This is a genomic window from Anaerolinea thermophila, from assembly GCF_020723905.1.
GTDB classification, from domain to species: domain Bacteria; phylum Chloroflexota; class Anaerolineae; order Anaerolineales; family Anaerolineaceae; genus Anaerolinea; species Anaerolinea thermophila_A.
The window spans coordinates 210,907-236,719 of the sequence record NZ_DYHZ01000004.1; the positions used below are offsets into that span (position 1 = coordinate 210,907).

Sequence of the window (25,813 nt, forward strand, 5' to 3'; positions counted from 1 at the left end):
GTGCAGGGATCAGGTGCGCTCCACGAAGAGGTAGCGCGCCACGGCAAAGCCCAGCGTCAGGGCATTTTCCTGAACTTCAACGGTCAATGTCTGGTTAAAGGGCAGGACTTCCTGCACCCGCAGGGACGCGCCGGGGGTCAAGCCGCGCGCATACAGAAAGGTAATCACCTGCGGGTCGTCTTCGGCAAACTCGTGGATGCGCCGCAGGACGCCGCCCTCTCCGGCGCGCAGATCGGTGAGGGCAGTCCATGCCTGTACCACACTCTCACAGCCAGGGAAGGGGTTGCCGTGCGGACACACCTGCCGGTCTCCCAGCGCTTCGCGCAGGCGTGCTTCCAGTTGCGGCGAAATGGCGTGTTCGATGCCGTGGGCTTCCTCGTGCACCTGCTCCAGCGGCACTTTGAGCATCTCGACCAGCAGCCACTCTGCCAGCATGTGCCGGCGGATGACCGAGTGCGCCGCGGCGCGCCCGGTCTCGGTGAGGCGCACGGCTTTGCGCCCGGTGCCGGTGATCCAGCCGTCGCGCTCCATGCGCTTGAGCGTCATCGTCACTGTGGGTGGGGCGACCCCCATGCGCTCCGCCAGACGCGCGGCAACGATTTCGCCCTGATCGCGCTCCATGACGGACATGGTCATCAGGTAATCCTCGATGGTGCGGGTAGGGCGGGAGTCATGAGAAGGGAATATGGCTCGGGTCATAGAATATTTAAGAAAAATATGACAAAAATCATCTTTACTATCTGATAATATTAGTATATACTAACATTCGCAGTTGACGCAGGCTAATTATACCATTGCCTACCACTTTACTTGAATCAATCACAACGGAGAACTGCCTGTCATGTTCAAAACCATTTCGTTCCTGTTTCTCACAACCACGCTTTTCCTGAGCGCCTGCGCGCCCGTTTCTACCCCGCAGGTCCGTCAGCCCGAAGCGCCCGCGCACACTCCCACCTCCCCTGAGCCGACAGCCGCGCTTGCGGAGACGCCTGCCGCCGCGCCGGTCAGCGGGCGGCTGGTGATTTACTCCGGGCGTTCCGAAGCCCTGATTCAACCCGTGCTGGACGCCTTCCGCGCCCTTTACCCGGATGTGGAGATTGCCCTGAAAGCCGGAAGCAACAGCGAGATTGCCAATGCGCTCCTCGAAGAGCAGGGCAACCCTCAGGCAGATGTGTTTCTCACCACCGAAATCTTCACCGCGCAGAAGTTGAGCGAGAGCGGCGTGCTGGCTCCTTATACCTCGCCACTGGTGGATCAACTTCCCGCCGATCTGCGCTCTCCCGACGGCACCTGGGTGGCTCTCACCCGCCGCGCCCGCGTCATCATGTACAACACCGATCTGGTTTCGCCCGATGAACTGCCCGCCTCGATTTTCGACCTGACCGACCCGAAGTGGAAGGGGCAGGTTGCCGCGGCAGGCTCCACCAACGGCTCTCTGCAGGCGCAGATTGCGGTGATGCGCCAGTTGTACGGTGAGGAAGTCACCGAAAACTGGCTCAGCGGGTTGATTGCCAATCAGGTGACCTTCTTCGGCGGTCACACCGACGTGCGCAAAGCCGTTGCCGCGGGCGAGTTCAAACTGGGGCTGGTCAACCATTACTACTACCACCTGCAACTTGCCGAGAGCAGTCCGGTGGGGGTGATTTACCCCGATCAGGGCGAGGGGCAGAAAGGCGTCATCACCAACGCCACCGCCGCCGGTCTCATCCGGGGCGGTGCCAACCCCCGCGCGGCGCAAGCCTTTCTGGATTTCCTGCTCTCGCCGGAGGGACAGCGCCTCTTCGCCGAACAGAATTACGAGTATCCGGTCGTGCCGGGGATTCCGGTGCGCGAGGGCGTGCGTCCGCTGGATGAGGTGCGCCTGGCGGCATTCAATCTGGCAGAGGTGGTGAAGGATTTCGACGCCACCTTTGACCTGATCGAGAAGGTGGGTCTGCCCTGATTTCTATGCAAGTTTCCCTGCGTCCATCTGCTCCTTCGTTCAGCCCCCGGCTGGCTTTTGCCGCGGGGCTGGTGGGGTTGTTCGTGGCGGTTCCGCTTATTTACATCTTTGTGCGCGCGCTGGGTGCCGACCCCGCCGACTGGCAGAGACTGCTGCAAACCCGCCTGTGGACTCTGCTGGGCAACACCCTGCGGCTTGCCGCCGCGGTCACTGCGGGGACGCTGGTGCTGGGGGTGGGGCTGGCGTTCCTGACCGAGCGCACCGACCTGCCCGGCAGGGCGTTTTTCCGCTGGGCGCTGGCACTCCCGCTGGCAATCCCGCCGTACATTGGCGCCATCATCCATCTGGCGTTGATGCGTCCGCGCGGGGGGGTGCTTCCGCAGGCGCTGGAATCCTGGCTGGGATACGCCGTTCCCCTTCCCAGTCCGCTGGGGTTCTGGGGGGCGGCGTTTGTCCTGACCCTGTTCACCTATCCCTATGTGTATTTGCTCAGCGGAGCGGCATTCCGTTCACTGCACGCCTCGCTGGAAGAATCTGCGCGCACGCTGGGGCGCAGTCCTCTGCAGACCTTCTGGCAGGTCACCCTGCCGGTGTTGCGTCCGGGTTTGCTGGCAGGCGCCCTGCTGGTTTCGCTGGACATTCTGGCGGAGTACGGCACGGTGGCTCTCCTGCGCTACGAGACCTTTTCTTCGGCGATATTCGTGCAGTTGTCCGGGCGGTACGATCGCTCCGCCGCGGCGGTTTTGAGCGGGGTGCTGGTGACGCTCGCCATGCTCATGCTGTGGGGCGAGGTGCGCGCCCAGGGGCAGGCGCGCTTCACTCAGATGGAAGGCGGCTGGCGTCCTGCTGCCCCGGTTGCGCTGGGGCGCTGGCGCCTTCCCGCGCTGATGGGAGCGCTGGCGGTGAGCGCCGCCAGCCTGTTCGTCCCACTGGGGGTGCTGACGGCGTGGAGCGTGCAAGCCTTTGCCGATGCCGACATCACCGCGGCGGTGTTCCGCACCGGCTCGCAGGGCTTTGGAAACTTTGCCCTCAACAGTCTGTGGACGGCGCTTCTGGCGGCTGTCCTGGCGGTACTGCTCTCTCTGCCGGTGGCGTTGTTCGCGCGCCGCTCTCCGGGACGCTTTTCGCACTTTCTGGCGCGCCTGTGTCAGGTGGGCTACGCCATCCCCGGGGTGGTGATTGCCCTCAGTCTGGTTCTGCTGGTCAACCGGTTTCTGCCCTTTCTGTACGGCACGCCGCTGGTGGTGGTGATGGCGTACGTCCTGCGGCACATGCCTCAGGCGGTGCGCGCCAGCCAGTCGGCGCTGAGTATACTTTCGCCCACGCTGGAAGAAGCCGCGCGCACCCTGGGACGCACTGGTGCGCAGACCGTGCTTCAGGTCACCCTGCCGCTCATCCTGCCGGGACTGCTGGCAGGGGGTGCGCTGGTGTTCCTCACCTCGCTCAAAGAATTGCCTGCCACCCTGCTGTTGCGTCCGGCAGGTTTCGACACGCTGGCGGTGCGGGTGTGGATGTGGGCAACGGATGGGTTTTATCTTCAAGCCGCTCCAGCGGCGCTCTTTCTGGTGCTGATTTCGATTGCGCCGCTGGCATTCCTTCTTCGCAGGGAGCAAATGTTTCGATGATTGCGCTTTCTCTTCGTCACGTCTCTAAACGGTTTGCCCGCAACGCTCAACCGGCGGTGAATGACCTTTCCTTTGACCTGCCCGCCGGGCAGATTCTCGCGCTGGTGGGACCCAGCGGGTGCGGAAAAACCACCACCCTGCGCCTGATTGCCGGGCTGGAGCGTCCCGACCGCGGGGAAATTTTTATCAACGGGCGGTTGATGGCTTCGCCGCAGGTCTTTGTCCCGCCGGAACGACGGGGGGTGGGGATGGTCTTTCAGGATCATGCCCTCTTTCCCCACCTGACGGTGTTTGAAAACGTGGCTTTTGGCTTGCGGGGCAAACCCCGTGCGCAGGTGCGCGAAACAGTCAACACCCTGCTGGAGATGGTGGGTCTGCAGGCACTGGCAGGGCGCTATCCCCATGCGCTTTCCGGCGGAGAGCGTCAGCGGGTGGCGCTGGCGCGGGCGCTGGCGCCCCGTCCCGTGCTGGTGCTGATGGATGAACCCTTCAGCAGTCTGGATGCGGATATGCGTCTGGAGATGCGCGAGCAGGTGCGCGGCATTTTGAAAGAGATGGGGGCAACGGTGGTGTTTGTCACCCACGATCAGGAAGAAGCCCTCTTCATGGGCGATTGTCTGGCAGTGTTCAACAGCGGGCGCATGGAGCAAATCGGCGCGCCGGAAGCCATTTTCCACACCTCAGCCACGCGCTTTGTGGCGGAATTTATGGGCGACAGCGATTTCCTGCCCGGTGTGGCGGTGGAGGGGGGCATCCATACCCCGCTGGGGGCACTTTTCCAGCGGCACCCTCTGCCTGCGGGGACACCGGTGGAAGTTGCCCTGCGCGCCGACGATGTGGATTTCGTCCCGGCGGCGGAGAACGCCAACGCGGTGATTGTGGAGCGGTTCTTCCGCGGGGCGTTCCATGTGTATCGTCTGCGGCTGGACAGCGGCGAGGTGATGCATGCGTTTAAGGCGCATACGCTGGTCCTGCCTGCCGGGGCGCGGGTGCAGGCGCGCATCAGCGCCGAACATCCGCTGATGGTCTTCCCAAAGGGGCAGTGAGGGCTTTTGCGCGCGCTTTTTTGGGTTCTGTCCGGTAGCCCGGGGGATGTGTTGGAGAGAATTGCCGCGCGCTCAAAAAAAATGCCCCCAATGATCAAAAAGATCCAGCCCTCGAAGACATTCGAGGGCTGGGTGGTTTCTCTCTCTCAGGGGATTACTCGTGGATGATCCAGCAGGCGTGCGGGGGGAAGTTGAGGGTCACCTCTTCGCCTACGCGGGGCAGGCTCATCTGACGTTCGTTGAACAGGTCTGCCAGGGCTTCGTGTCCCTGCAGATCCACGCGCACGCGCACAATGGCGCCGAGGAACATCACATCCAGCACCTTACCGCGCAGGTGATTGCGCCCCGGCACCTCGCCCAGATTGAGTTCTTCCGGGCGCAGCGCCAGGGTGGCTTCGCTCACGCCTGCCAGCGGCGCGGTCAGTTCCACCTGAATCGGGGTATTCTTGAACAGCACCACCCCGCGGGCAGGGTCGCTCACCTGTACCGGCAGAAGGTTCAACTGCCCGATGAAGGACGCCACAAAGCGCGTTTTGGGGTAGTTGTACACCTCGAAAGGCGTGCCTGCCTGCTCGATGTGCCCGGCGTTCATCACCACCACGCGGTCGGAGAGCGAGAGGGCTTCTTCCTGATCGTGGGTGACGTACACCGCGGTAATCCCCAGGGTCTGCTGGATGCGGCGGATTTCCTCGCGCAGTTCCACGCGAATTTTGGCGTCCAGCGCCGAGAGGGGTTCATCCAGCAAAAGCACGCGCGGGTGAATTGCCAGCGCGCGCGCCAGTGCCACGCGCTGTTGCTGTCCGCCGGATAACTGGTAGGGGTAGCGGTTGCCATAATCGCTCAAATGAATCAAATCGAGCATTTCCTGCACCGTTTTGCGGATTTCCTCGAGGGGGCGTCTGGCGATCTTCAGCCCAAAGGCAATGTTTTCCGCCACGGTCAGGTTGGGGAACAGGGCGTATGACTGGAACACCATGCCGATGTGGCGGCGGTTGGGCGGCAGATGGGTGATATCCACCCCGTCCAGCACAATTTGACCGGTGGTGGGGTACTCGAACCCGGCAATCATGCGCAGGGTGGTGGTTTTTCCGCATCCGCTGGGACCAAGAAACGAGACCAGTTCCCCCCGTTCGATTTCGAGATTGAAATGCTCCACGGCAATGGTCTGTCCAAACTGTTTGGAAAGCCCTGTCAAACTCAAATACGCCATAATCCTCACCTGAAATGCAAGGTTTAACGAGCCACAAAGGTCTGATCGCCGCCCAGTGCGCGTCTGCCGACGAACTGGAACAGCGTGGTAAATGCCCACGTGAGCATGAAACTGATCACCGCCAGCGCGGCACCCTCGTAGGCGCGGTTTTGTCCCACCTGAGACATGTAGGGACCGAAGGCGCGCAACCCCACCAGGAAGGACGCCATGGTCAATTCGCCCATGACGATGGTGATGGTGAGGAAAGCGCCGCTCAGAATGGCGCTGCGCAGGTTGGGGAAGATGATGCGGGTGATGATCGTCCACCAGTCTGCGCCGAGGCTCTGGGCGGCTTCGGTGAGGGTGCGGATATCCAGTGCCTGCAAGCCGGTATCCACCGCCCGGTACAGGTAGGGCAAAACCAGCACCACATACCCGGCGACGAGCAAAATCTGCGTGCCGGTTTCGGAGTTGGTCAGCAACAGGGGCGGGCGGCTGAAGACGCGAATCAGTCCGAAGACCAGCACGATGGCGGGTACAACAAAGGGGATGAGGGTGATGAACTCGACAATGGGGCGCAGTTGCGGCAGGCGCAGGCGAATCCAGTACGCCGTCGGCACGACCAGAATCACCCCCACGATGACGGTCAACAGCGCCATTTCAAGGGAAAAAGTGAACGCCTGCACGAATTTGGGATCGCGGAGGACGCGCTCATACGCCAGGAAACTCAGCACCCCCTTCTTCGCCCGTAGAGAGAACTCCAGCGTGGCGATGAGGGGCAGGAAGAAGTACAGCGCGCCCAGGAACAGGAAAAACCACGAGAGCAGGCGCTGACGGAGTGGAATGGATGGTCCTTGAGACACAGGCTTGCTCCTTTCCCCTTTACCGCTTCAGCCAGCGTTCACTGCGTTTGCGCAGGAAGTAATACACCACCATATTGATTGCCATGACCACAATCATGCCAAACGAGAGCGCGTAGCCCAGCCCGGGGTTGTAAAGCACATCGCCCATGATCTGCGCGCCGATGAGGATGGTGATGAGGTTGATCAGCCCGCCGGTGAGCGAGAGGGCGGTGGCGTAAGCGCCAAAGGCGTTGCCAAACAGCAGGATGATGGCGCCGAGGATGGAGGGGGTCAGAATGGGCAGGGCGACCATGCGCCAGTACTGCCAGGTGGTGGCGCCAAGATTTTCGGCGGCTTCGCGCCATTCGCGCCTCAATCCTTCCAGTGCCGGGGCGATGATCAGCACCATCAGAGGAAACTGGAAGTACATGTAGGTAAAACTCAACCCCCAGAAACTGTACAGGTTAAAGCCCGCGCCGTACAGGTCAATGCCGAGGGCTTTGAGAAACACGGTGAGCATGCCCAGCCGTCCCAGAGTGGCGACAAAGGCAAACGCCAGCGGCACACCGGCAAAGTTAGATGCCACCCCCGAAAAGGTCAGCAGGGCATCGCGCGCCCAGCGCGGCAGTCCGCCCAGAATGACGGCGTACGCCAGCAGGAAGCCAAACACGGCGCCGCCCAGGGCAGTCACCAGGCTGACGCGGATGCTGATGGAGTAGGCGCTCAAAATGGAGGGAGTGAAGAGACTGCGGAGATTTTCCAGGGTGAAGTTGCCCTGCGGATCGCGAAAACTGCCCACCAGCAGAGACAGGGAAGGCAGAAGCATGAAGAGCAGGGCAAAAACGAAGAAGGGCATCACCCCTGCCCATGCCCAGAGCCCGCTTGGCTTGGGGAGGCGGGCAGGGGAAGAAGGGGAGGCGGGATGCCGTCCCAGCCCCCCCTCATTGCCCGATTGGCGAAGCAATTCGGGACTCATGCGCAAACGGGTTATTTGACGTCGGCGCCGACCACTTTATCCCAGTTCTCAGCAATTGCCGCGCGCGCCGCATTCAACTGCTCGATGGTGGGGAAGACGGCTTTGGCGTACAGTTCGGCAGGGGGCAGTTCCGCCAGCACATCCTGCGGGATGGCGTTGCGCTTGAGCATGTCATCGAAGCGCACCGGGCGGCATCCGCCTTTGAGCCAGATCAACTGTCCTTCGTCCGAGTAGAGGAATTCCATCCACAGTTTGGCGGCGTTGGGGTGTGGGGCATAGGCGCTGATGGCTTGAATGTACACGCCGGCAATCACACCGCTCTTGGGAATGACCACTTCGATTTCAGGGTTGCCTTCGAGGGCTCTCTTGTCTGCCAGGGCGTTGTAATCCCAGCGCAGGACGACCGGGGTTTCGCCTTTGGCGATGGTGGATTGTTTGGCAATCACCGGCACAAAGTTGCCCACTTCATTGAGTTTCTTGAAGAATTCCAGACCGGGCTGGACGTTATCCAGCGAGCCGCCGTTTGCCAGCGCTGCGGCATAGACGCTCATCTGAGCCTGTGCGGAGATGCGCGGATCTCCCGCCAGCGCGACCTGATTCTTGTACTCGGGCTTGAGCAGGTCTGCCCAGTCCTGTGGGACGTTCTGGACGACGTCTTTGTTGACCTCAAATGCCATCACGCCGTAGTAGTCGCCGTACCAGTAGCCGTCGGGGTGCTTCAGGTTGGCGGGGATGCTGTCCCAGGTGGAGACTTTGTAGGGCATGACCAGCCCTTCCTCAATTAACTGTGGACCAAAAGCGTAGCCCACATCAATCACGTCGGGAGCCTGGGGACCCTTGCTCTCTTTGTTGGCTTTAATGGCTTCGATTTCCTCAGCGGAACTGGCGTCGGGGTTCAATTCGTTGACCTTGATGCCGTACTTGGCTTTGAAGGTCTCGATGGCTTCGCCGTAGTTGCACCAGTCGTGCGGCAGAGCGATGGTGGTAAGAGTGCCTTCCTGTTTGGCGGCGTCCACCAGTTCTTTGAGGGCGCCGGTCTCGGCGCCGGGTTCAGCCGGTTTGGCGGTGGGCGCGGCGGTGCAGGATACCAGCATTGCCACCAGCAAAACGAGGCTCAGCAGGCGTACCCACTTGGATTTTCCAGAAAAGAACATAAATTTTTCCTCCTCCTTGGGTAGAAAAAAGATTGGAAACATCATCATTGTACAATGAAATCGTTTTCGCGCAACATTCTACGGGGTAAGATTGGGTTAAGGCTGCGTTAAGGAGCGTTAAAAAGCAACACAGCGGGAGGTCCCGCTGTGTTCAGTATTAAAGTTTGAAAAAGACTTACCAGCCGCGGCGGTCGTTGCGGCGGTCTCCACCACCACCGGTGCGGCGCGGGCGGTCTCCGCCACCGGGGCGGCGCTCTTCGCGCGGGCGGGCTTCGTTGACACGCAGGGCTCGACCCTTGAGTTCCTTACCGTTGAGCCCCTGGATGGCGGCTTCTGCCTCAGCCTGATTGGGCATTTCTACGAAGCCGAACCCCCGGGACTGACCGGAGAACTGGTCTTTGATGACGGCGGCGGACGTGACGGTTCCGTAGGCGGCGAAAGCGGTGCGCAGATCGTCTTCGCTGGCTGAGAACGGCAGGTTTCCTACATAGATATTCATACGATTGACTCCTCTTGATACAAAAAGAAATGGCTCTCCCGAATGTTCAGAAGGAAGCGTTATTTCGGCTACAGATTCGGGGTGGAGCCAGCAAGAGGGTCAAAATCAACTCTGACCGAAAACTGCACGGAAACCATCACACCAACCGGGTGCTCTGCGAACGCATCGCTTTTGAAAACTGCAAGCCCCCAAACGGACAACCTCTGCAAACTTCGGGCGACTACGTTCATCATTGTAGCACCTTTTCCAAAAAAGTCAATCAAAATCGAGGATGTGTTCCACGGCTTTCCTGACTCTGGAAAAACAGTGCCTTCCCCTTCTCTCCGGGATAAGAGGAGAATACACATGCCTTTCAGCAAACGACGTTGCGGCTGGCATGCGAACACGTCCGCTGGATGGGGTGTTGACGGGGTCGGGCAACCCGAAAGCGGATTTTACAGTTTTTTTACAGGCGGATAAAATCTGCCTTACGACCAGGCGGTATCCTTGGGATGAGAAATCCTTGATGGAGGTGAAAGATGAAATTCAAATGCTGGTCGTTTCTTTCGGTTGTGCTGGCGCTTCTGCTGGCGTTTGGCGGGCTGATGGTGCAAACCCTGCCCGCGGCGGCGCAGTCTTCCGGTCCGGAGGGCAGCGCGCGGGAGAGGATTAAGCAAATGCGTGAAGGGGCGCTGGAACGCACCTATCAGCGTGAACTCAACTGGCTGGCGGCACAGGAAGATCACCTGAACAACGCCCGCACCTTAGCCGGCAAGACCCGCGAATGGCTCAAAAAAGCCAGTGAGAAGGGGCTGGATGTCAGTGCGCTGGAATCGGCGCTGGATGCCCTCGATGCCGCCATTGCCGCGGCACAGGGACACCATGATCAGGCGGCGGCAGTGCTGAATGCGCATGCCGGTTTTGACGATGCCGGAAAGGTGACCGATCCGGCGGCGGCACGGGAGACGGTGGCAAACGCCCACCGCGCGCTGAGCGATGCGCACATGACTCTGAAAAAGGGCATCATTGACTTCCGGCAGGCGCTGCGCGCCTGGCGCGACGCCCATCGTCCCACCCCTGGAACTCAACCCCAGCCCTGATGGAGGATGAAGCATGCGCCGTGACCTGTGGATGAAGGCAATTCTGGTGGTGCTGGTTCTGGTGATGATCGGGGTGAGTGCCTGTGCCCGTCCGAAACGCCTGCAACAGTCAGCGGACGCTCAGGCTCCTGCGGCGGCAGGGCAGGTTGTCCTCCCGTCCGAGGGCGGAGAACAGGACTACGTCTCGGTCGCCGATGAAATGGATAAACTCTTTCAGGAACTGGAAGAAGAACTCAACAACACCGATACCCTTGCGGATCTTCAGTGAGCCAGTGAGAGAAGCAAAACGTCCCCGGCGGAGTAACCTCCCGGGGGCGTTTTGCTTTCCATGGAGAACGGTTCGATGGGTTTGCCAGTCTGCCTCAAAAAAACATCCCGCAGGATTTCTGCGGGATGGCAGGGTGTCTCTTTAGACCACGCTGGCGGCGATTTCTTCGCCATAGCCCAGCAGGGCTTTGACCATCTCCGGAGTGCGCCCTTCGGCGTACACCCGCAGAACCGGTTCGGTGCCGGAAGGACGGATGAGCAGCCAGGAATCGTCCGCCAGGATGTACTTGACCCCGTCCAGCGTGCTGATGTCCACGATGCGCTCGCCGCCGATTCCGGCGGGGGCGTCGTTGACCAGCCGGGCGGTCATCTGAGATTTGGCAACCGGGCGGCGCAGGCGCAGGTCGGTGCGCTCGTAGTACGCCGGTCCCACCTCTTCCAGCAGTTGACGCACCAGATCGCGCAGGGGGGTGCGGTACGCCGCCACCATCTCGACGATGAGCAAGCCCATCAGGATGCCATCGCCTTCGGGGATGTGTCCTTTGAAGGAAATGCCGCCCGATTCCTCGCCGCCGATGAGCACGTCGTCTTTCATCATGTAATCGGCAATGTGGTTGAAGCCCACCGGTGTCTCGTAGAGCGGCAGACCGTATTTCTGGCACAGGCGGTCAATCATGCGGGTGGTGGAAACGGTGCGCACCACCGCGCCGCGCAAACCGCGCTTTTCCACCAGATAGCGCAGGCTGAGCGCCATGATCTTGTGCGGATCGACAAAGTTGCCGTGCTCGTCCATGGCGCCGGTGCGGTCGGCGTCGCCATCGGTGGCGATGCCAAACCCGCCCACGCCGCTGCCGATGGCGCCTGCCAGCGCGCCCAGGTAACGGGCAATGGGTTCAGGATGCACGCCGCCAAAACCGGGGTTCATCTCGCCGCGGATTTCGATGACTTCACAGCCGGTGCCCTGCAGGATGCCGCGAATGACTCCGCGACCGGAGCCGTACATGGAATCCACTACAAAGCGGGGCGGGTTGCTGGCGATGACGTCGAAGTCAATCAGGCGGCGCAGGTGGTCGTAGTACTCGGGGATGGGGTTGAAGCGGATGATGCGCCTTTCTTCCAGAGCGTGCTCGTACTCCATCAGGTTGGGACCGCGGGCTTTGGCTTCGTTGTCGTTCAGGAAGACTTCCACCTCGCGGCACTGTTCGGGCAGGGCAGAGCCGCCGTAGTAGGATTTGAGTTTCACGCCGTTGTAGCGCGGGGCATTGTGCGAGGCGGTAATCATCACCCCGCCGATGGCGTTGCGGTTGTACACGGCGTAGGAAATGGCAGGCGTGGGGGCGTCTGCCTGCGCCAGATAGACGGTGAAATCGTTGGCGGCAAGCACGCGAGCCACTTCCTGCGCAAACCGGTCGGAGAGGAAGCGGGTATCGAAGCCGACAATCATGCGCCGGGGGTCAATCGGGCGGTCGGTGGGCAGGTTTTCTGTCCATGAACCGCTGGCGATGGAATCGGCAATGGCTTGCGCCACCATGCGCAGGTTGGTAAAGGTGAAGGTATCTGAGATGACGGCACGCCAGCCGTCGGTACCAAAATGAATGGGCATGCAGGGTTTCTCCTTGTTAAGATAAAAAGTTCAATTTAACCGTTTCCCGGGGATGTTCATGGAATGTCACCATCCGGGGGCGGGGGTGGCGGTTGCCAGCAGGGCGCGCACAATCCAGCCTTCCACGCCGTCGGCGGTGCGGATTTTCACCCAGGTGGCGCCGTCGGCAGTGGCGACATCGTTCAGCACTTCGACGATGATGCCGTTGAGCAGGCTCTTGACGATGGCGGCGTTGTAGCCCGGTTCGGCGCGAATCACCGCGCCGTTACTGCCCTTGACGTTGATACGCGCCCACACCGGCGTAGGCTGTGGGGTGACGGTCATGGTGGGGGTGTTGGTGGGGATGAGGGTGCGCGTGGGGGTGGCGGTACCGGTGACGGTTGCCGTGGCGGTGAGCGTGGGGGTTGCCAGAGCCCCGGCGGGGGTGGAAGTGACCTGTTCATTCACGGAAGGCGGGGCAGATGCCTGCGGTGCCTGCGGGGCGGTCATCTCCGGCAACTGGATGACCGGGATGCCGCCGCTGAGCCAGATGACCAGCGCGGCAACCACCACGGTCATGTAGGCGCCGGTGAAGAGGTAACTCCACCCGTTGAGGGGGCGCAGACCCTGAATCACCAGGGTGACGGCGCCCAGCAGGGCGGCAACCGCCAGACCGATGAAGAACACCACCATGCCGTTGTACCACGGTAGAGGGGCGCCGGAGGTAAGCCCGTAGCCCGCCGCGCCCAATGGCAGGAACAGCGCATACGCCATGGCGACACTGCTGACCAGCGGACGCTGCTGTGTGGAGCGCACCAGCAGGACGGTGGACAGAATTGTCCCGAGGCTGAGCAGAAGCAGGCTGTAGCCGTCCAGACGCAGGAGGTAAGATAACTGCACCCAGCCGTTCAGGGCAAGCAACCGGGCGGGAATGCCCGTCAGTGTGCCGGTGAGGAAGAAAATCAACCCGCCGATGAGCGTACTGACCAGCGAGCGCAGGAGGAAGCCGGTGGAACCAGCCACGCCTGCCACCCCCATGCCCAGCACCGGCGCCATGAAGGGCGCCAGCAATGCGGCAAGCACCACCAGCGCGGGTGAATCCAGCAAAAGGGCGATGCCGGTCACCAGCCCTGCCAGCAGGGCAGAGAGGAAGAACTCCGCGCCGGGGGTGGTGCGCTCGCCCAGAGCATCCAGAAACGCCGATTGTTCATCGTGACGCTCGGGGATGACCATGCGGCGCAATCGCCGCCGCCGGGCGGGCGGAAGTTCTTCTTCCGGCAGAGGGATGGGTTCACTGGCAGGCAGGGTCATCTTCGCAACGTTGCCACCAATCGTGTGGGTTTTAAGAGCAACTCCAGTGCAGGAAGGATGCCAGGCGCGCAGAGATCTGCCGATTGCAGGGTGGAAAGGGCGGTGCCTTCCGGCGAGAGCACGCAAATGCCGATGCGGGCTTCGCGGAGCATCAGGGCGTCGTTGGCGCCCTGTCCAATGGCAACCACCTGCTCTGCGCCCAGCGAGCGCACAAAGGCGGCTTTTTGTTCGGCTTCATCCCCTGCCTGCAGGCGGTGTGCCTGAACTCCCAGTTGACGGTCGAGCGCCGCCTGCCCGCCGTGCGTATCGGCAGTGATGAGATGAATCTCCAGCCGATCGCGGATCTGGTCGAGCAGAGGGCGCACCCCTTCGATGAGATGTCCATCTACGGCAAGGGTGCCGTTGACATCCAGCACCAGATGGCTCAGGCGAATCACCCCCTGACCGGGAACGGTCAATTCAATCATACCGCAATTATAATACACTCCGCAGGGGGCTGTTGCCGGCGCTGGAGATGCCCGCGGCAGGGCGAGGGCGGATGCCGGTAAAGAATCGGTTAGAGGGTTATCCCCCGCTCATCCCCGATTCGTCCACCGATTCTCCACAGTTTTCCACAATTTTGTGGGGGTTTTCCACAGATTTTCTGGGAGTTATCCACAGGAAAGGAGAGTCTATCCACAGAGAGGTTGTCCTGGTGGGGGAAATCCTGCCGGAAAGGCTCTGTGGTATACTATCGGCGTTGCTATGAAATTGATCATTCAAATTCCCTGTTATAACGAAGCCGAGGTTCTGCCGCACACGCTGAGCCTGTTGCCGCGTCAAATGGAGGGCTTTGATGCTGTTGAGGTGCTGGTTGTGGATGACGGCAGTCAGGACAACACTGCTGAGGTTGCCCGGGCGGCGGGTGCCGATCATGTGGTGCGTCTGCGCAAACACAGCGGGCTGGCAAAAGCCTTTGCCGCCGGGCTGGATGCCAGTCTGCGCGCCGGGGCGGATGTCATCCTGAATACCGATGCCGATAATCAATACAGCGCCGAGGACATCCCCACCCTTCTGCGCCCGATTCTGGAAGGCAAAGCCGATCTGGTGATTGGCGACCGCGGGGTGGCAACGCTGGAGCATTTTGCGCCGTTGAAGCGGCGTTTGCAGGTGTGGGGCAGTCACGTGGTCTCTCGCGCGGCGGGGTTGAGCATTCCCGATGCCACCAGTGGTTTCCGCGCGCTGACGCGCGAAGCCGCCCTGCGCACGCTGGTGCTCTCCGATTATTCCTACACGCTGGAGACGCTCATCCAGGCGGGCAACAGTCCCATTGCGGTGATGTCGGTGCCCATTCGTACCAATCCGCCCACCCGTCCTTCGCGGCTCATCCGCAGTATCGGCGATTACCTGCGCAATTCGAGCATCACCATTGTGCGTTCGTACTCCATGCACCGTCCCCTGCGGGTGTTCAGTGTCGTCGGGGGGATTCTTCTGCTGGTGGCGTTCGGGCTGGGTATGCGCTTTGTCATCCTGCGCTATGTGCTGGGACAGGATGTGGCGCAGGTGCAGGCACTCATCCTTGCCGCGATTCTTGCCATCATCGGCTTCCAGACGCTGATGATCGGGCTGGTGGCAGATTTGATTGCCTTCAACCGCAAGATCTTGGAGGAAGTGCTCTACCGCGTGCGCCAGCAGGATTACGAGAGAGGGGAGAGCAACGCCTCTCTTAAGGAACGATAACCGCCCCCAGAGATAGTTGTTGATTCGGGGTCAGTTGAATCAGCATGGGCGTCATATCGTCCATGGACTTGACCGCAAGTTCATAATCGTATCCCAGATTGACCACCAGGAAATAATTCCCCGGTGTCAGATTGTTAAACGTAAACTCACCCTTTTCATTGGTTTTCGCGGCAATATCCCCTTTATCTGCCAGCGGACCTGCCAGAATGGGTGGGGGTTGATCGCGGTTATCTCCCTGAGCAGGGGTGAGGTAAATGAAGAAGTTGGTCAGCACCGCAGAATGGGATTTCTGATAGAGGATTCCGCTCAAAGAGGCTTTTCCTTCATCGGGAACCGGCGCCGGTACGCTCCCGGAAGGGACTTCGGAAGAGGAGTTTTGAGGGGCGGCGTACCCTTCCATGCCCTGAGACCCCATGGTGGGATATCCTGCAACAGAGGGAGTTGCGGAGGGACTGGCTGCCGGAGCGCATGCGGACAATGCCATCACGAGAACGACCAAAACCACAAAAGAGATGCGAAATTTCATACCTGTTCCTTTGCAAGGTTTTTTTCGAGCGTTGTTTCAGGGTTGATTTTACATGATTCTTTCCCATCTGGCATACCCCTCTGAATAATACCAATGGATTATTGAAAATGCCGGGTTGAAACGCTATGCTTATCTTAGCCTTTAAATCCCAAAGGAGGATTGGTATGCTGAAAAAATCACTCATTTCTTTGCTCTCGGCGGTCATGATTCTGACTCTGGTGTTTGCCACGAGCGCCTCAGCCGCCGCAACCACCAAATCGCTTTCCACGAACTTCACCCTGGTGAATCTGGGAAGCAGTTCCGCCGATGTGGTGGTGGACTATGTCAAACCCGATGGAACCCCCTGGACGGGTTCTTCCTATACCAGCGCCACCATCCCGGCAGATGGCGGTCAGTGGATTGTCCGGCAGTATTTCGACACCCTGACCCCCGGACAGGGCTCGGTGGTGATCTCCGCCACCCAGCCTCTTGGTGCGCTGGTGCAGTTGATCAACCGCAGTGGCGTTCCCACTTCCGGTGCGTATAAGGGCTTCAATGCTGGCACCGCCAAAGCCTACGTGCCGCTGGTGGCTCGCCAGGGAACCTCGGCAACCGGAACTGCCAATTCTCAAATCATGATTCAAAATATTGGTTCTGCGGCAATTGATGTGACCGTTGCGCTGACTCAGGTTGGGGATACCACCCCCGATTACACCAAGACCATCACGGGCATTGCCCCCAAAGCCACCTACACCTACGATATTTCGGATGAGACCAACCTCCCCACCAACTGGTTTGGCTCGGCTGAGGTTTCGGTGACCACTTCCGGCGGGCAGGTTGCGGTGGTTTCCAACCTCTTCTTTGGCGCCGACAGCCTGATGACCTTCAGCGGCTTCCCGCAGGAATCGGTTGACTCGGTCTGGTTCGTCCCCTTGCTGTACTCTCGTCTGACCAACTCCCTCAACACCTCTCTGGCGGTTCAAAACCTCGATACCACCGATATTGCAGCGGGCGATCTGGTCCTGAACTGCACCAAGGATCCTGCTTACACCGGGCCGGCCACACTGACCATTTCGAACGCCACCGCCATTCCGGTGAAAGGCTCTTACACCTTCAACACGCTGGTAGATACCACCAACTTCCCCACCAACTGGCAGGGCTCCTGCAAAGTCTCCGTGACCTCCGGGAAGAAGGTTGTGACGCTGGTGATGTACCGCTGGGTAAACACCAAAGATCAGGCGGCTTATGAAGCCATCCCCGGCTCCTCGACGGGCACCACCGCTTACGTCCCGCTGATTGCCAAGCGGCTCAGCAACGGCTTCTCCACCACCGTCACCATTCAGAATCTCTCCACCAATCCTGCCACGGTCACGTTGACCTACACGCCTTCGGGTGGCGGCACGCCGATTGTCCGCACGGGCATCACCATTCCGGCAGAGTCCAGCATTGTGCGCAACTTCCGCCTCTCCGGGACTGAATTGCCCGAAATCACCGATGGCTGGCAGGGTTCTCTGAAGATCGTTTCTGACCAACCCGTTCACGCCTACATTGCCAACACCTACATCACCCCGCCCAACGGCGATCAGTTCATGGCTTACACCGCTCTGGTGCCATAACACTGGCTGAGTTCATTCAATCGAAAGGGCTGACCCCACGGGGTCAGCCCTTTCTGGTTTGTCCCTCTCCGGCGCGGGTGCCGCTTCCCAGGATCAGGGCAATCAGAATCCAGAGCAGTTCTGCCAGCGAATACAGAAGGCGCGAAAGCACGGCAATCCATGCAGATTGTCCTGCCGGAACATTCACCAGTTGAGTCAGCAAGAAAGAAAGGGAAACTTCCCGGATGCCCATTCCGCCGGGAATGAAGAGCACAAAGAAGCCCGCCAGCCACGAAAAGGTGTAGCAGAAGGCAATCAGTGCGCTCTTTTGCAGGGTGATGAAATCAAAAACAGACCCGCTCTGTACCCCAAAGAGCAGGAAAATGGTGCTGATCCCTAGAAGCACCCATTGAATCACTCCGGAATACCCCGCAATGAGCCAGTCTGGCAGGTGAATCTGAAAAGGCAGCCATTGATTCTGTTGAATGACGGGAAGTGAGAGTATTTTCCAGACCAGGAAGGGGAGCAGAAGGGTGAGGAAAACCACCATCAGGAACCCCGGGAGAGGCAGGTTCGAAAACAGCCCGGCGAACAGGAACAGCGCCATGAATGCCGTGAGAATAATCTGAAGCACTTCCAGTACAGACGAGAGGTTTCCCTGAGAAGCAGGGATTTGATAAGCCTCTTTCAGCCACTCACTCCGGTTCAGATACCCCCACACGCCGCCGGGAATGTAACGGGGGATTAACGACAGGCTGTATCCTCTGGCGATTTGAAGATACCGCAACGGAATGCCCATGGCGTTCAGAATCTGCTTCCAGATGAAAATCTGGAGCGCAATGAGCAGAAACATGGTGAGAAACGCCAGAAAAATCCATCCCCACACCATGCGCAAAGGCGATGAGGAGATGGAGAGAATTGCCTGAACGATCTGGGAAAGGAAAAGCCCAAAGCCGATTGCCAGTCCCAGACGACGAGCCCATTTTCTGATCATTCTTCAAAGAATTCAACGAGGGTATAACGGCTGGGGAGGTGAGGGTCGGTTTTTTTGACCAGCACCCAGTTGAAATTGGGGGTCAGCCATGCCACCAGATGCTTCACCCAGCGGGGAGCCTTTGAAAAAGCCCGGTATACCTGCCGCTTGAAGCCCTGCCTTTCATGGGCGAAGAACCTCAGCACCGGTACGGTGACATCATAAATATCAAAGCCTTTCAGCACTTTGCGCAGGTCTCCCAGCGTGCGGGAGTATTCGTAAAACTCGTTGCCTTTTCCCAGCAACTGGACATACCGGTTTGCCCACCGGGGGGGAAGCCACTGCAAAAACGGCAGGTTGTGATGCAGTTCGATGGGAAACAATTTATTGGGTCCACTGAAGAATACAATCCCGCCCGGTCTCAGAACGCGTTCAATTTCCTGAAACAGCCGTTCGTCATCGGGAACATGTTCATATACCTGGGCGCAAATGACCACATCCACACTTTCGTCTTCCAGCGGCAGATTCATGGCATCGCCGCGCATGAAACCCACTTCCTGTTTTTGTTCGGGCGTGATCAGTCCCAGTCCTACGGGGTCATAATCCAGACCGATCATCTTATGGAATAACGGGCGCAAATAACTGGTAATCACACCCGCAGAACAGCCTACATCCAGACAGGTTCTGGTTTTTAAGTCTTCTTTGCAAAACTGGGTCAGGGTAAAGTGGATTTTTCGTCCCTTTTCCAGCCTGCGGTCGTGGCTTTGAAACGAGGTGTATAACGTAAAAAAGTTTTCCTGATAATTCCTCTTCATGTTTCTATGCTCCGTGCGCCTGATCATAATAGGCAACAATGGAAGAAGCGATTTTGTCCCAGTCGTAAAGGCTTTCCACGCGCTTCTGGCTGTTGCGGCTTTTCTCCTCCCATGCCTCATTTTGAACGAGAATCTGTCTGAGGGTGTCTGCCAGTTCTTCCACACGTTCGGCTTCAAAGAGGAAGCCGCAGTCGGGGGTCACAATATCTGGAATGCCGCCGACCTTCGATCCGATGCAGGGCGTGCCGCAAGCCATGGCTTCCAGCAAGACCACGCCCTGTCCTTCTTCAACGGAAGGTAAAACGAACACCTTTGCCCGGCGCATCCAGCGAATCACATCATCGTGGGGGAGGTTGCCGGTGAAGACCACTCGCTCTTCCAGTCCCGCTTCGCGCACCCGTTTTTCCAGCAGTTCCCGCTGATCTCCTTCTCCCACAAATACCAGCCGGTATGCAGGAATTTCATAGGCGATGTTCTTAAAGGCTTCCAGCAGGTGGGTTACCCCCTTTCGCCAGAACAGCGAACCGACAAACAGGATCACCGCTTCGCGGGGTATTTCTTCTTTCAGAAGGATTCGAATGGACGCAAGATTGACCCCGTTGGGCACAATTTTCACTTTTTCTGCGGCAACGCCAATTGCCTGCACTTCTTGAGCCAGCGCCCGGCTCAACGCAAAGACGAAGTGAGCGCGCTGGAGCGCCCATGCGGAGACCTGCCTGACCAGCGGGATTTTCAACCCCTGAAACACATCGCTTCCCTGTACCGTCACCACGTAGGGCTTGCGGTGAACCCCCTGCGTGAGCCACGCCACCATGCCCGAAAGCGTCCAGTTGGCGTGCAGGATATCTGCCTGGCGGGCATAGCGCAGGACGGCGAGGGTGTGCCGGATCAGGAAAGGGATCAGCGCCAGTTTTGCCCATGGATTGGTGCGCCATGCCTGCGGCAGTCCGGCGCTGTCTTTTGCCAGGATCTCCCAGCGCTCCGGCAGGTAGCGCGGACGGACCACCTCGATGCCGTCCATCCATTCGTGGGTCTTTGCTCCCGGGGTGTGCATGGCAATCACCCGCACCTGCCAGCCCTGCCGCCGGACCGCCTGCGCGGCTTCGTAGACAAAATTGCCCCTGCCGTCCCCCATCCAGCGTGGGAATGCGGTGGTGATGATCAGGACCTTTCTGGTTCTCTGTTCCATGGTTGTCTTTACCTGATGGGCTGATTTTACCCGAGAATTGCCCGACTGTCCGGCAGATTTTTGCCCCCCGCGCTCCCTTTCCTGACGCTGGACGGAGTATAATCACCTCAATTCAACCACAAGCGGGAGGCACATGACTCAAGCGCACCTTTCCCCCTCTTCCCCTCTGCGCGTCTGGTGGATGGCGGCGCGACCGCGCACCCTGCCCGCCGCCGTTGCCCCGGTGATTGCCGCCAGCGCGCTGGCGTTTTACGATGGCGCTTTCCGCTGGGATGCCGCGCTTGCCGCCCTGCTGGGCGCGCTCTTCCTGCAGATCGGCGCCAACTTTGCCAATGACGTGTACGATTTCCAGAAGGGCGCCGATACCAGCCAGCGCGTCGGTCCCACCCGCGTGACCCAGGCGGGCTTGCTCACCCCCGCGCAGGTCAAGATGGGCATGGCGGTGGTATTCGGGCTGGCGGCGCTGTGCGGTGTGTACCTCACCCTCATCTCCGGCTGGCTGGTCATCCTCATCGGTGTGCTCGCCATCATCTCCGCCATCCTCTACACGGCTGGACCCTACCCGCTGGGCTACAACGGGCTGGGCGAGGTTTTTGTGTACCTCTTCTTCGGGCTGGCGGCGGTGGCGGGCACGTACTATGTGCACACCCGCACGGTCACCCTGACGGCGGTGGCGCTTTCGGTGCCCATCGGGGCGCTGGTGGTCAACATCCTTGTGGTCAACAACCTGCGCGACATCCCCACCGACACGCTCAGCGGCAAACGCACCCTGGCGGTGCGCTTCGGTGCCGACTGGACCCGCAAGGAGTACCTCTCCCTGCTGGTGCTGGCGTACCTCGCCCCCCTGCTGATGACCCTTTCCGGGCTGGTCTCGCCGTGGATTTTGCTGTGCTGGCTGTCCATCCCCCGGGCAGTGCCGCTGATGCGGGAGATTGCCACCCGGAGCGGACGCGCCCTCAACCACACCCTGGCGGGCACCGGTCAACTGGAACTGCTCTACTGCCTGCTGATGGCCGTCGGGCTGACCCTGGCGAAATTCCTCGCCTGACCGGCTGATGATATAATCTCCCCAGAGAGGATGCGAGTCTTATGAGCGAATACGAAGCCGTCATCGGGCTGGAAACCCACATTCAACTGAACACCACCACCAAAATCTTCTGTTCGTGCAAAGCCGATTCATGGAATGAGCCGCCCAACACCAACATCTGTCCGGTGTGCACCGGTTTGCCGGGCGTTTTGCCGGTGCTGAACAAGGCGGTGGTGGAAAAAGCCGTTTTGCTGGCGCACGCCATGCACGCCCACATCCGCCCGATTTCCTACTTCGACCGCAAGAACTACTTCTACCCCGACCTGCCCAAGGGCTATCAGATTTCGCAGTACGATATGGCGCTGGCGCACGGCGGCTACTTTGACCTGCCCATGCCGCAGGGCTACGTGCGCCGGGTGACCATCCACAAACTGCACATCGAGGAAGATGCCGGCAAGACCAGAAACGTCAACGGACAGCGCTACATTGACTTCAACCGCTGTGGCGTCCCGCTCATCGAAATGGTCACCGGTCCTGACCTGCGCAGTGCCGACGAAGCCGCCCAGTACCTCATCCGTCTGCGCCAGTTACTGCGCTGGCTGGGCATTTCCGAAGCCGACATGGAAAAAGCCCACCTGCGCTGTGATGCCAACGTCTCCATCCGCCCGAAAGGCTCCACCATCCTCAACCCCAAGACCGAGATCAAGAACGTCAACTCCATTGACGCCGTGCGCAATGCCATCCAGAACGAAATCGAGCGCCAGATCCGCGAGGTGGAAGCCGGGCGGCGGGTGGAAGCCTGGACGCTGGACTGGGACGACGAAACCCAGACCCTGCGCAAGATGCGCTCCAAAGAAACCGAAGCCGATTACCGCTACTTCCGCGAGCCCGACCTGCTCCCCGTGCGTCTGGATGACGCCTGGAAGGAGCGCATTCTGGCAGATTTCCCCGAACTGCCGCTGGCGCGCCGCGCCCGCTTTGTGGATCAGTACGGCTTGCCCGAATACGATGCCGAAATCCTCACCGCCGAGCGCAAACTGTCCGATTACTTCGAAAACGCCGTGCGCGCCTACGGCGGCGACCCCAAGAAGATCTCCAACTGGATGATGAACGACGTCCTGCGCCTGATTAACGAGCGCGGACTGGACCCCGCCGCCATGCGCCTCACCCCCGCTTATCTGGCGGAGATTCAGGGCCTGGTGGATGCCGGCACCATCAACCTGACCACCGCCAAAGCCCTGCTGGTGAAGGTGGAAGAGAGCGGCAGCAGTCCATCTGCCATTGTGGAAGCCGAAGGGCTGGCAAAGGTGAGCGACGACAGTGCCATCCGCGCGGTGGCGCAGGAAGTGCTGGCAGAGAACCCCCGCGAGGTGGACTCGTACCGCAAGGGCAAGACCACCCTGATGGGCTGGTTTGTCGGGCAGGTGATGCGCAAGATGCGCGGCAAAGCCGACCCCAACGTGGCGCGTCAGGTGCTGGAAGACCTGCTGAAAGAATAACCCCCCGCAACCCTGCATTTTACGGCGGAGCGCCCACGGCTCCGCCGTTGCCTTTTCATCTTGCCCGCTTCACTCGCGGTAACCACCCAGTGCCAGCGCGCCCGGACCGGTGTTCAACCCCAGCACCGGACCGGTGATGTGCACGTACACCTCGGCGCCGGGATGTTCCTGCCGGATGCGTTCGGCGATCAGCCGGGCTTCTTCTTCCGCCATGCCGTGCATGACCGCCACGTGCAGGGCGCCTTCGCCTGCCACCTCGCTGAAGAAGCGTTTGATCATGGCTTCAACCGCCCGCTGATGGGTGCGCTCCATTCCGTAGGCTTCGACGATGCCCGTTTCGCGGTTGACGCGCACCAGCGGCTTGATGCGCATGATCGAGCCCGCCAGCCACGCCGCCCTGCCGATGCGTCCGCCGCGGTGCAGGTACTCCAGCGTATCCAGGGCAATCACCAGGCTCAACCTGCGGCGCACGGCGTCTGCCGCGGCAATCATCTCCTGCGCCGATGCGCCCTGCTCGCGGGCGCGCGCCGCCGCCAGCACCTGCCAGGCAAGCCCCGCCGTCACCGAGCGCGAGTCGTACACATGCACGGGAATGGGCGACTGCTCCGCCGCCTGCTGAGCCGAGAGAATCGCCCCGCTGAGTTGCCCGCTGAGCAGAATCAAAACCACCTCGCGGTAGCCCTGATCCTTCAGGGACTGAAACAGGGTCAGAAAGTCGTGCACGCTGGCTTGCGCGGTGGTGGGCAGGGAGCCCTGAGTCTGGATGCGGCGGTAAAATTCCTCCGAGGAGAGGGTCACGCGGTCGCGGTACTCCACGCCGTTCCAGATGAGGACATGCGGCTGGACGAGGATGCCGTAGCGCTGAAGATATTCGGGGGGGATATCACAGGTGGAATCGGTCACCAGAGCAATGGAAGTCGTGTTGTTCATGCTTTTATTATACGTCGGTTCATTCGGGACTATAATGATGGACATGGCAAAAGTGCAAACCCGTTATGTGTGTCAGAACTGCGGGCGGGTTGCGGCGCGCGCCATGGGGCGCTGTCCGCAGTGTGGGGCGTGGAACAGCATGGTCGAAGAGATCATCGCCCCCTCCGCCGCGCCCGCCAGAAGCACCAGCGCCTCCTCCTCGCCGGGCGGGACTGCCTCTCAACCGCGCCGGCTGAATGAGATTGAGGGCGATCATGAAGCCCGCCTGCCCGTGCCCATTGGCGAGTTTGCCCGCGTGCTGGGCGGCGGCGTTGTCCCCGGCTCGATCACGCTGGTGGGCGGCGACCCCGGCATTGGTAAATCGACCCTGATGCTTCAGGTGGCGCTGGAAATGGCGCAGGAACGCCGCGTGCTGTACATCTCCGGAGAAGAGTCGGAGCGGCAGGTGAAGATGCGCGCCCTGCGCCTGCTCAACCACCGCCCCGTACCCGAAAACCTCTTCCTGCTCACCGAAACCAGCCTGGATGCCATGCTGGAGCATGTGCGCGGGCTGAATCCCGCGGTGCTGGTGGTGGATTCCATTCAAACGGTCTATTTGCCCGCGCTGGAGTCGCCGGCGGGATCGGTCTCTCAGGTGCGCGAGTGCGCCAGCCGTCTGCGCGACCTTGCCAAATCGGCGGGAATTTCCATTTTTGTCATCGGGCATGTCACCAAAGAGGGCATCATTGCCGGTCCGCGTGTGCTGGAGCACATTGTGGATACGGTGCTGTATCTGGAGGGCGACCGCTACCAGTCTTACCGGCTGCTGCGCTCGGTGAAGAACCGCTTTGGTGCCACCTCGGAAGTGGGGGTGTTCGAGATGCTCGAACGCGGCATGAGCGAGGTGCTCAACCCCTCCGAAGCCTTCCTGGCCGAGCGCCTGGTGAACGTGCCCGGCTCTGCCATTGCCGTGACCATGGAGGGGACGCGCCCCCTGCTGGTGGAGATTCAGGGGCTGACCAGCCCCAGCCCGCTGACCCTGCCGCGCCGCACCGCTAACGGCATTGACGGCAACCGCCTTCTGCTCATCACCGCCGTGCTCACCCGCCGTATGGGCTTGCGCCTTGCCGAGCAGGATGTCTTCGTCAACGTGATCGGGGGGCTGCGCATCAGCGAGCCTGCCGCTGACCTTGCGGTGGCGGCGGCGATTGCCTCTTCCATGAAGGACGTGCCGGTGCGCGCCAGCGCGGTGCTGATCGGCGAGGTGGGGCTTTCGGGTGAACTGCGCATGCCCTCTCAGATGAGCGCGCGCCTGCGCGAAGCCGCCCGCCTGGGTTTTGATACCGCGGTGGTGCCGCGGCGCATCCGCCGCGGGGGCGAAGCCTACCCCGAAGCCATGCAGGTGCTGGAGGCGCGCTCTCTGCGCGAAGCCCTGACCATGGCGCTGGTGGAAGCCCCTGCGCGGGAGTAGAGCGGGCGGGAGAAGTAATTTGCGTACCCCCCCTCTATTTCAGGGCATTTCGGGGCATTTTTTCAGGGGGGGTACGCAAAAATCGGGCAGGTGGAAGACGAAACCACTCTGCCGGAGAGAAAGACATGGAAAAAGACTTGATTTTTGAAAAAAGATGTGCTATTCTGGAAACAGTTCACCCTGCGGGGGCACTTCTACCGGCAGGCAGTGGATGGGCAAAAGTACAGTCTGAATCAAAGAAGACCCGAAAGGGTATTAAGACACAAGCAAGACCTTTTGTGGAGTATAAAGCAGTCACCAGTCTGAATCAAAGAAGACCCGAAAGGGTATTAAGACCGAGTACGGGTGCGGATGCAAGGGGTGCGAAGTGGTATACGTCTGAATCAAAGAAGACCCGAAAGGGTATTAAGACTTTTTCAGCCTTGTTTCCCTGTCTGCCTTCTCTTCAGTCTGAATCAAAGAAGACCCGAAAGGGTATTAAGACATTCTATGAGGGTGGCCGGCTCACCCTCGAGTTCGATTGTCTGAATCAAAGAAGACCCGAAAGGGTATTAAGACGTTAGAGGGCAGGAACTGTACCCTGCCCACCACTTTGAGAG

24 protein-coding genes and 1 CRISPR repeat array (1 of these 25 cut by a window edge) are annotated in these 25,813 nt (G+C 60.2%); of the genes, 10 read left to right on the forward strand and 14 right to left on the reverse strand.

Going from position 1 to position 25,813, the window contains the following annotated elements; genetic code table 11:
• Positions 1–9: 9 nt before the first annotated feature.
• Positions 10–699 (reverse strand): metal-dependent transcriptional regulator, encoded by a 690-nt coding sequence (locus LHF31_RS07715; protein ID WP_298008977.1) that lies wholly within the window; start codon positions 697–699, stop codon positions 10–12.
• A 142-nt stretch (positions 700–841) separates the two neighbouring features.
• Between LHF31_RS07715 and LHF31_RS07720 the strand changes: the two genes are divergently transcribed.
• The 3 genes from LHF31_RS07720 to LHF31_RS07730 are packed head-to-tail and all read left to right on the forward strand — an operon-like array spanning position 842 to position 4,613.
• Positions 842–1,942 carry an extracellular solute-binding protein gene (locus LHF31_RS07720; RefSeq protein ID WP_298008982.1) on the forward strand — a complete coding sequence of 367 codons (1,101 nt, stop codon included), beginning with the start codon at positions 842–844 and terminating at the stop codon, positions 1,940–1,942.
• 5 nt (positions 1,943–1,947) lie between these two features.
• Positions 1,948–3,567, forward strand: coding sequence for an iron ABC transporter permease (locus LHF31_RS07725; RefSeq protein ID WP_298008985.1), 1,620 nt, complete (start codon positions 1,948–1,950; stop codon positions 3,565–3,567).
• Positions 3,564–4,613 (forward strand): ABC transporter ATP-binding protein, encoded by a 1,050-nt coding sequence (locus LHF31_RS07730; RefSeq protein WP_298008988.1) that lies wholly within the window; start codon positions 3,564–3,566, stop codon positions 4,611–4,613. The genes LHF31_RS07725 and LHF31_RS07730 overlap by 4 nt, the downstream gene beginning before the upstream one ends.
• Before the next feature lie 154 nt (positions 4,614–4,767).
• Here the strand turns inward: LHF31_RS07730 and LHF31_RS07735 are convergent, their stop codons facing one another.
• From LHF31_RS07735 to LHF31_RS07755, 5 genes are all read right to left on the reverse strand, one after another.
• Positions 4,768–5,823: an ABC transporter ATP-binding protein gene (locus LHF31_RS07735; protein WP_303774045.1), complete on the reverse strand. Its 1,056-nt coding sequence runs from the start codon at positions 5,821–5,823 to the stop codon at positions 4,768–4,770.
• Between the two features lie 23 nt (positions 5,824–5,846).
• The gene (locus LHF31_RS07740; RefSeq protein ID WP_298009971.1) at positions 5,847–6,665 is read right to left on the reverse strand and encodes an ABC transporter permease; all 819 of its coding nucleotides are present in this window, start codon (positions 6,663–6,665) and stop codon (positions 5,847–5,849) included.
• Positions 6,666–6,684: 19 nt separating this feature from the next.
• Complete coding sequence (locus LHF31_RS07745; RefSeq protein ID WP_363324798.1) at positions 6,685–7,500, reverse strand: ABC transporter permease subunit; 816 nt, start codon at positions 7,498–7,500, stop codon at positions 6,685–6,687.
• A 131-nt stretch (positions 7,501–7,631) separates the two neighbouring features.
• On the reverse strand, positions 7,632–8,774 hold the full coding sequence (locus LHF31_RS07750) for an ABC transporter substrate-binding protein (protein WP_298009977.1): 1,143 nt from the start codon (positions 8,772–8,774) through the stop codon (positions 7,632–7,634).
• 175 nt (positions 8,775–8,949) lie between these two features.
• A complete protein-coding gene (locus LHF31_RS07755) occupies positions 8,950–9,273 on the reverse strand; it encodes an RNA-binding protein (protein ID WP_298009980.1) in 324 nt (107 codons plus the stop codon).
• A gap of 518 nt (positions 9,274–9,791) precedes the next feature.
• Between LHF31_RS07755 and LHF31_RS07760 the strand changes: the two genes are divergently transcribed.
• Entirely contained in the window at positions 9,792–10,352 is a 561-nt protein-coding gene (locus tag LHF31_RS07760) for a hypothetical protein (RefSeq protein WP_298009983.1), read from the forward strand.
• A 13-nt stretch (positions 10,353–10,365) separates the two neighbouring features.
• Positions 10,366–10,620 carry a hypothetical protein gene (locus LHF31_RS07765; RefSeq protein ID WP_298009986.1) on the forward strand — a complete coding sequence of 85 codons (255 nt, stop codon included), beginning with the start codon at positions 10,366–10,368 and terminating at the stop codon, positions 10,618–10,620.
• Positions 10,621–10,761: 141 nt separating this feature from the next.
• On the opposite strand, the gene LHF31_RS07770 is transcribed toward LHF31_RS07765, so the two are convergent.
• The 3 genes from LHF31_RS07770 to LHF31_RS07780 form a co-directional block, all read right to left on the reverse strand.
• Positions 10,762–12,222 (reverse strand): phosphoglucomutase/phosphomannomutase family protein, encoded by a 1,461-nt coding sequence (locus LHF31_RS07770; protein ID WP_298009988.1) that lies wholly within the window; start codon positions 12,220–12,222, stop codon positions 10,762–10,764.
• Positions 12,223–12,288: 66 nt separating this feature from the next.
• Positions 12,289–13,512 (reverse strand): SH3 domain-containing protein, encoded by a 1,224-nt coding sequence (locus tag LHF31_RS07775; RefSeq protein ID WP_298009991.1) that lies wholly within the window; start codon positions 13,510–13,512, stop codon positions 12,289–12,291.
• Positions 13,509–13,979 (reverse strand): HAD family hydrolase, encoded by a 471-nt coding sequence (locus tag LHF31_RS07780; protein WP_298009994.1) that lies wholly within the window; start codon positions 13,977–13,979, stop codon positions 13,509–13,511. Before LHF31_RS07780 ends, LHF31_RS07775 begins: the two co-directional genes overlap by 4 nt.
• A gap of 277 nt (positions 13,980–14,256) precedes the next feature.
• Here LHF31_RS07780 and LHF31_RS07785 point away from each other — a divergent pair, with 277 nt between their 5' ends.
• Complete coding sequence (locus LHF31_RS07785; RefSeq protein WP_298009997.1) at positions 14,257–15,231, forward strand: glycosyltransferase family 2 protein; 975 nt, start codon at positions 14,257–14,259, stop codon at positions 15,229–15,231.
• Here the strand turns inward: LHF31_RS07785 and LHF31_RS07790 are convergent.
• On the reverse strand, positions 15,218–15,757 hold the full coding sequence (locus LHF31_RS07790; protein WP_298009999.1) for a hypothetical protein: 540 nt from the start codon (positions 15,755–15,757) through the stop codon (positions 15,218–15,220). The two genes, LHF31_RS07785 and LHF31_RS07790, sit on opposite strands and share 14 nt — an antisense overlap.
• 164 nt (positions 15,758–15,921) lie before the next feature.
• On the opposite strand from LHF31_RS07790, the gene LHF31_RS07795 reads away from it, so the two are divergent.
• Positions 15,922–17,352: a hypothetical protein gene (locus tag LHF31_RS07795; protein WP_298010001.1), complete on the forward strand. Its 1,431-nt coding sequence runs from the start codon at positions 15,922–15,924 to the stop codon at positions 17,350–17,352.
• 43 nt (positions 17,353–17,395) lie between these two features.
• Here LHF31_RS07795 and LHF31_RS07800 read toward each other — a convergent pair whose 3' ends face one another.
• From LHF31_RS07800 to LHF31_RS07810, 3 genes are read right to left on the reverse strand one after another with little or no spacing between them, the layout of a single operon-like run.
• Positions 17,396–18,325, reverse strand: a complete 930-nt coding sequence (locus tag LHF31_RS07800; protein WP_298010003.1) for a lysylphosphatidylglycerol synthase domain-containing protein — start codon at positions 18,323–18,325, stop codon at positions 17,396–17,398.
• A complete protein-coding gene (locus tag LHF31_RS07805; protein ID WP_298010007.1) occupies positions 18,322–19,119 on the reverse strand; it encodes a class I SAM-dependent methyltransferase in 798 nt (265 codons plus the stop codon). Before LHF31_RS07805 ends, LHF31_RS07800 begins: the two co-directional genes overlap by 4 nt.
• 4 nt (positions 19,120–19,123) lie before the next feature.
• Positions 19,124–20,308 carry a glycosyltransferase gene (locus LHF31_RS07810; RefSeq protein ID WP_298010010.1) on the reverse strand — a complete coding sequence of 395 codons (1,185 nt, stop codon included), beginning with the start codon at positions 20,306–20,308 and terminating at the stop codon, positions 19,124–19,126.
• Positions 20,309–20,441: 133 nt separating this feature from the next.
• Here LHF31_RS07810 and LHF31_RS07815 point away from each other — a divergent pair, with 133 nt between their 5' ends.
• Both LHF31_RS07815 and gatB read left to right on the forward strand, forming a co-directional pair.
• Positions 20,442–21,356 (forward strand): 1,4-dihydroxy-2-naphthoate polyprenyltransferase, encoded by a 915-nt coding sequence (locus tag LHF31_RS07815; RefSeq protein ID WP_298010013.1) that lies wholly within the window; start codon positions 20,442–20,444, stop codon positions 21,354–21,356.
• Between the two features lie 41 nt (positions 21,357–21,397).
• Positions 21,398–22,834 (forward strand): Asp-tRNA(Asn)/Glu-tRNA(Gln) amidotransferase subunit GatB, encoded by a 1,437-nt coding sequence (gene gatB, locus LHF31_RS07820; RefSeq protein ID WP_303774051.1) that lies wholly within the window; start codon positions 21,398–21,400, stop codon positions 22,832–22,834.
• Between the two features lie 69 nt (positions 22,835–22,903).
• Here gatB and LHF31_RS07825 read toward each other — a convergent pair whose 3' ends face one another.
• The gene (locus tag LHF31_RS07825) at positions 22,904–23,764 is read right to left on the reverse strand and encodes a DegV family protein (protein WP_298010025.1); all 861 of its coding nucleotides are present in this window, start codon (positions 23,762–23,764) and stop codon (positions 22,904–22,906) included.
• A gap of 43 nt (positions 23,765–23,807) precedes the next feature.
• Between LHF31_RS07825 and radA the strand changes: the two genes are divergently transcribed.
• Positions 23,808–25,214: a DNA repair protein RadA gene (gene radA / locus LHF31_RS07830; protein WP_298010028.1), complete on the forward strand. Its 1,407-nt coding sequence runs from the start codon at positions 23,808–23,810 to the stop codon at positions 25,212–25,214.
• Positions 25,215–25,440: 226 nt separating this feature from the next.
• Positions 25,441–25,813: a CRISPR direct-repeat array (repeat unit 36 nt; unit sequence GTCTGAATCAAAGAAGACCCGAAAGGGTATTAAGAC) (it continues 1,012 nt past the right edge of the window).

What these genes read in the sequence shown, in the direction of transcription:
- LHF31_RS07715 (WP_298008977.1), bottom strand. Translation starts at nt 699, where the DNA reads ATGACCCGAGCCATATTCCCTTCTCATGACTCCCGCCCTACCCGCACC.
- LHF31_RS07720 (WP_298008982.1), top strand. Translation starts at nt 842, where the DNA reads ATGTTCAAAACCATTTCGTTCCTGTTTCTCACAACCACGCTTTTCCTG.
- LHF31_RS07725 (WP_298008985.1), top strand. Translation starts at nt 1,948, where the DNA reads ATGCAAGTTTCCCTGCGTCCATCTGCTCCTTCGTTCAGCCCCCGGCTG.
- LHF31_RS07730 (WP_298008988.1), top strand. Translation starts at nt 3,564, where the DNA reads ATGATTGCGCTTTCTCTTCGTCACGTCTCTAAACGGTTTGCCCGCAAC.
- LHF31_RS07735 (WP_303774045.1), bottom strand. Translation starts at nt 5,823, where the DNA reads ATGGCGTATTTGAGTTTGACAGGGCTTTCCAAACAGTTTGGACAGACC.
- LHF31_RS07745 (WP_363324798.1), bottom strand. Translation starts at nt 7,500, where the DNA reads ATGCCCTTCTTCGTTTTTGCCCTGCTCTTCATGCTTCTGCCTTCCCTG.
- LHF31_RS07750 (WP_298009977.1), bottom strand. Translation starts at nt 8,774, where the DNA reads ATGTTCTTTTCTGGAAAATCCAAGTGGGTACGCCTGCTGAGCCTCGTT.
- LHF31_RS07755 (WP_298009980.1), bottom strand. Translation starts at nt 9,273, where the DNA reads ATGAATATCTATGTAGGAAACCTGCCGTTCTCAGCCAGCGAAGACGAT.
- LHF31_RS07760 (WP_298009983.1), top strand. Translation starts at nt 9,792, where the DNA reads ATGAAATTCAAATGCTGGTCGTTTCTTTCGGTTGTGCTGGCGCTTCTG.
- LHF31_RS07765 (WP_298009986.1), top strand. Translation starts at nt 10,366, where the DNA reads ATGCGCCGTGACCTGTGGATGAAGGCAATTCTGGTGGTGCTGGTTCTG.
- LHF31_RS07770 (WP_298009988.1), bottom strand. Translation starts at nt 12,222, where the DNA reads ATGCCCATTCATTTTGGTACCGACGGCTGGCGTGCCGTCATCTCAGAT.
- LHF31_RS07775 (WP_298009991.1), bottom strand. Translation starts at nt 13,512, where the DNA reads ATGACCCTGCCTGCCAGTGAACCCATCCCTCTGCCGGAAGAAGAACTT.
- LHF31_RS07780 (WP_298009994.1), bottom strand. Translation starts at nt 13,979, where the DNA reads ATGATTGAATTGACCGTTCCCGGTCAGGGGGTGATTCGCCTGAGCCAT.
- LHF31_RS07785 (WP_298009997.1), top strand. Translation starts at nt 14,257, where the DNA reads ATGAAATTGATCATTCAAATTCCCTGTTATAACGAAGCCGAGGTTCTG.
- LHF31_RS07790 (WP_298009999.1), bottom strand. Translation starts at nt 15,757, where the DNA reads ATGAAATTTCGCATCTCTTTTGTGGTTTTGGTCGTTCTCGTGATGGCA.
- LHF31_RS07795 (WP_298010001.1), top strand. Translation starts at nt 15,922, where the DNA reads ATGCTGAAAAAATCACTCATTTCTTTGCTCTCGGCGGTCATGATTCTG.
- LHF31_RS07800 (WP_298010003.1), bottom strand. Translation starts at nt 18,325, where the DNA reads ATGATCAGAAAATGGGCTCGTCGTCTGGGACTGGCAATCGGCTTTGGG.
- LHF31_RS07805 (WP_298010007.1), bottom strand. Translation starts at nt 19,119, where the DNA reads ATGAAGAGGAATTATCAGGAAAACTTTTTTACGTTATACACCTCGTTT.
- LHF31_RS07810 (WP_298010010.1), bottom strand. Translation starts at nt 20,308, where the DNA reads ATGGAACAGAGAACCAGAAAGGTCCTGATCATCACCACCGCATTCCCA.
- LHF31_RS07815 (WP_298010013.1), top strand. Translation starts at nt 20,442, where the DNA reads ATGACTCAAGCGCACCTTTCCCCCTCTTCCCCTCTGCGCGTCTGGTGG.
- gatB (WP_303774051.1), top strand. Translation starts at nt 21,398, where the DNA reads ATGAGCGAATACGAAGCCGTCATCGGGCTGGAAACCCACATTCAACTG.
- LHF31_RS07825 (WP_298010025.1), bottom strand. Translation starts at nt 23,764, where the DNA reads ATGAACAACACGACTTCCATTGCTCTGGTGACCGATTCCACCTGTGAT.
- radA (WP_298010028.1), top strand. Translation starts at nt 23,808, where the DNA reads ATGGCAAAAGTGCAAACCCGTTATGTGTGTCAGAACTGCGGGCGGGTT.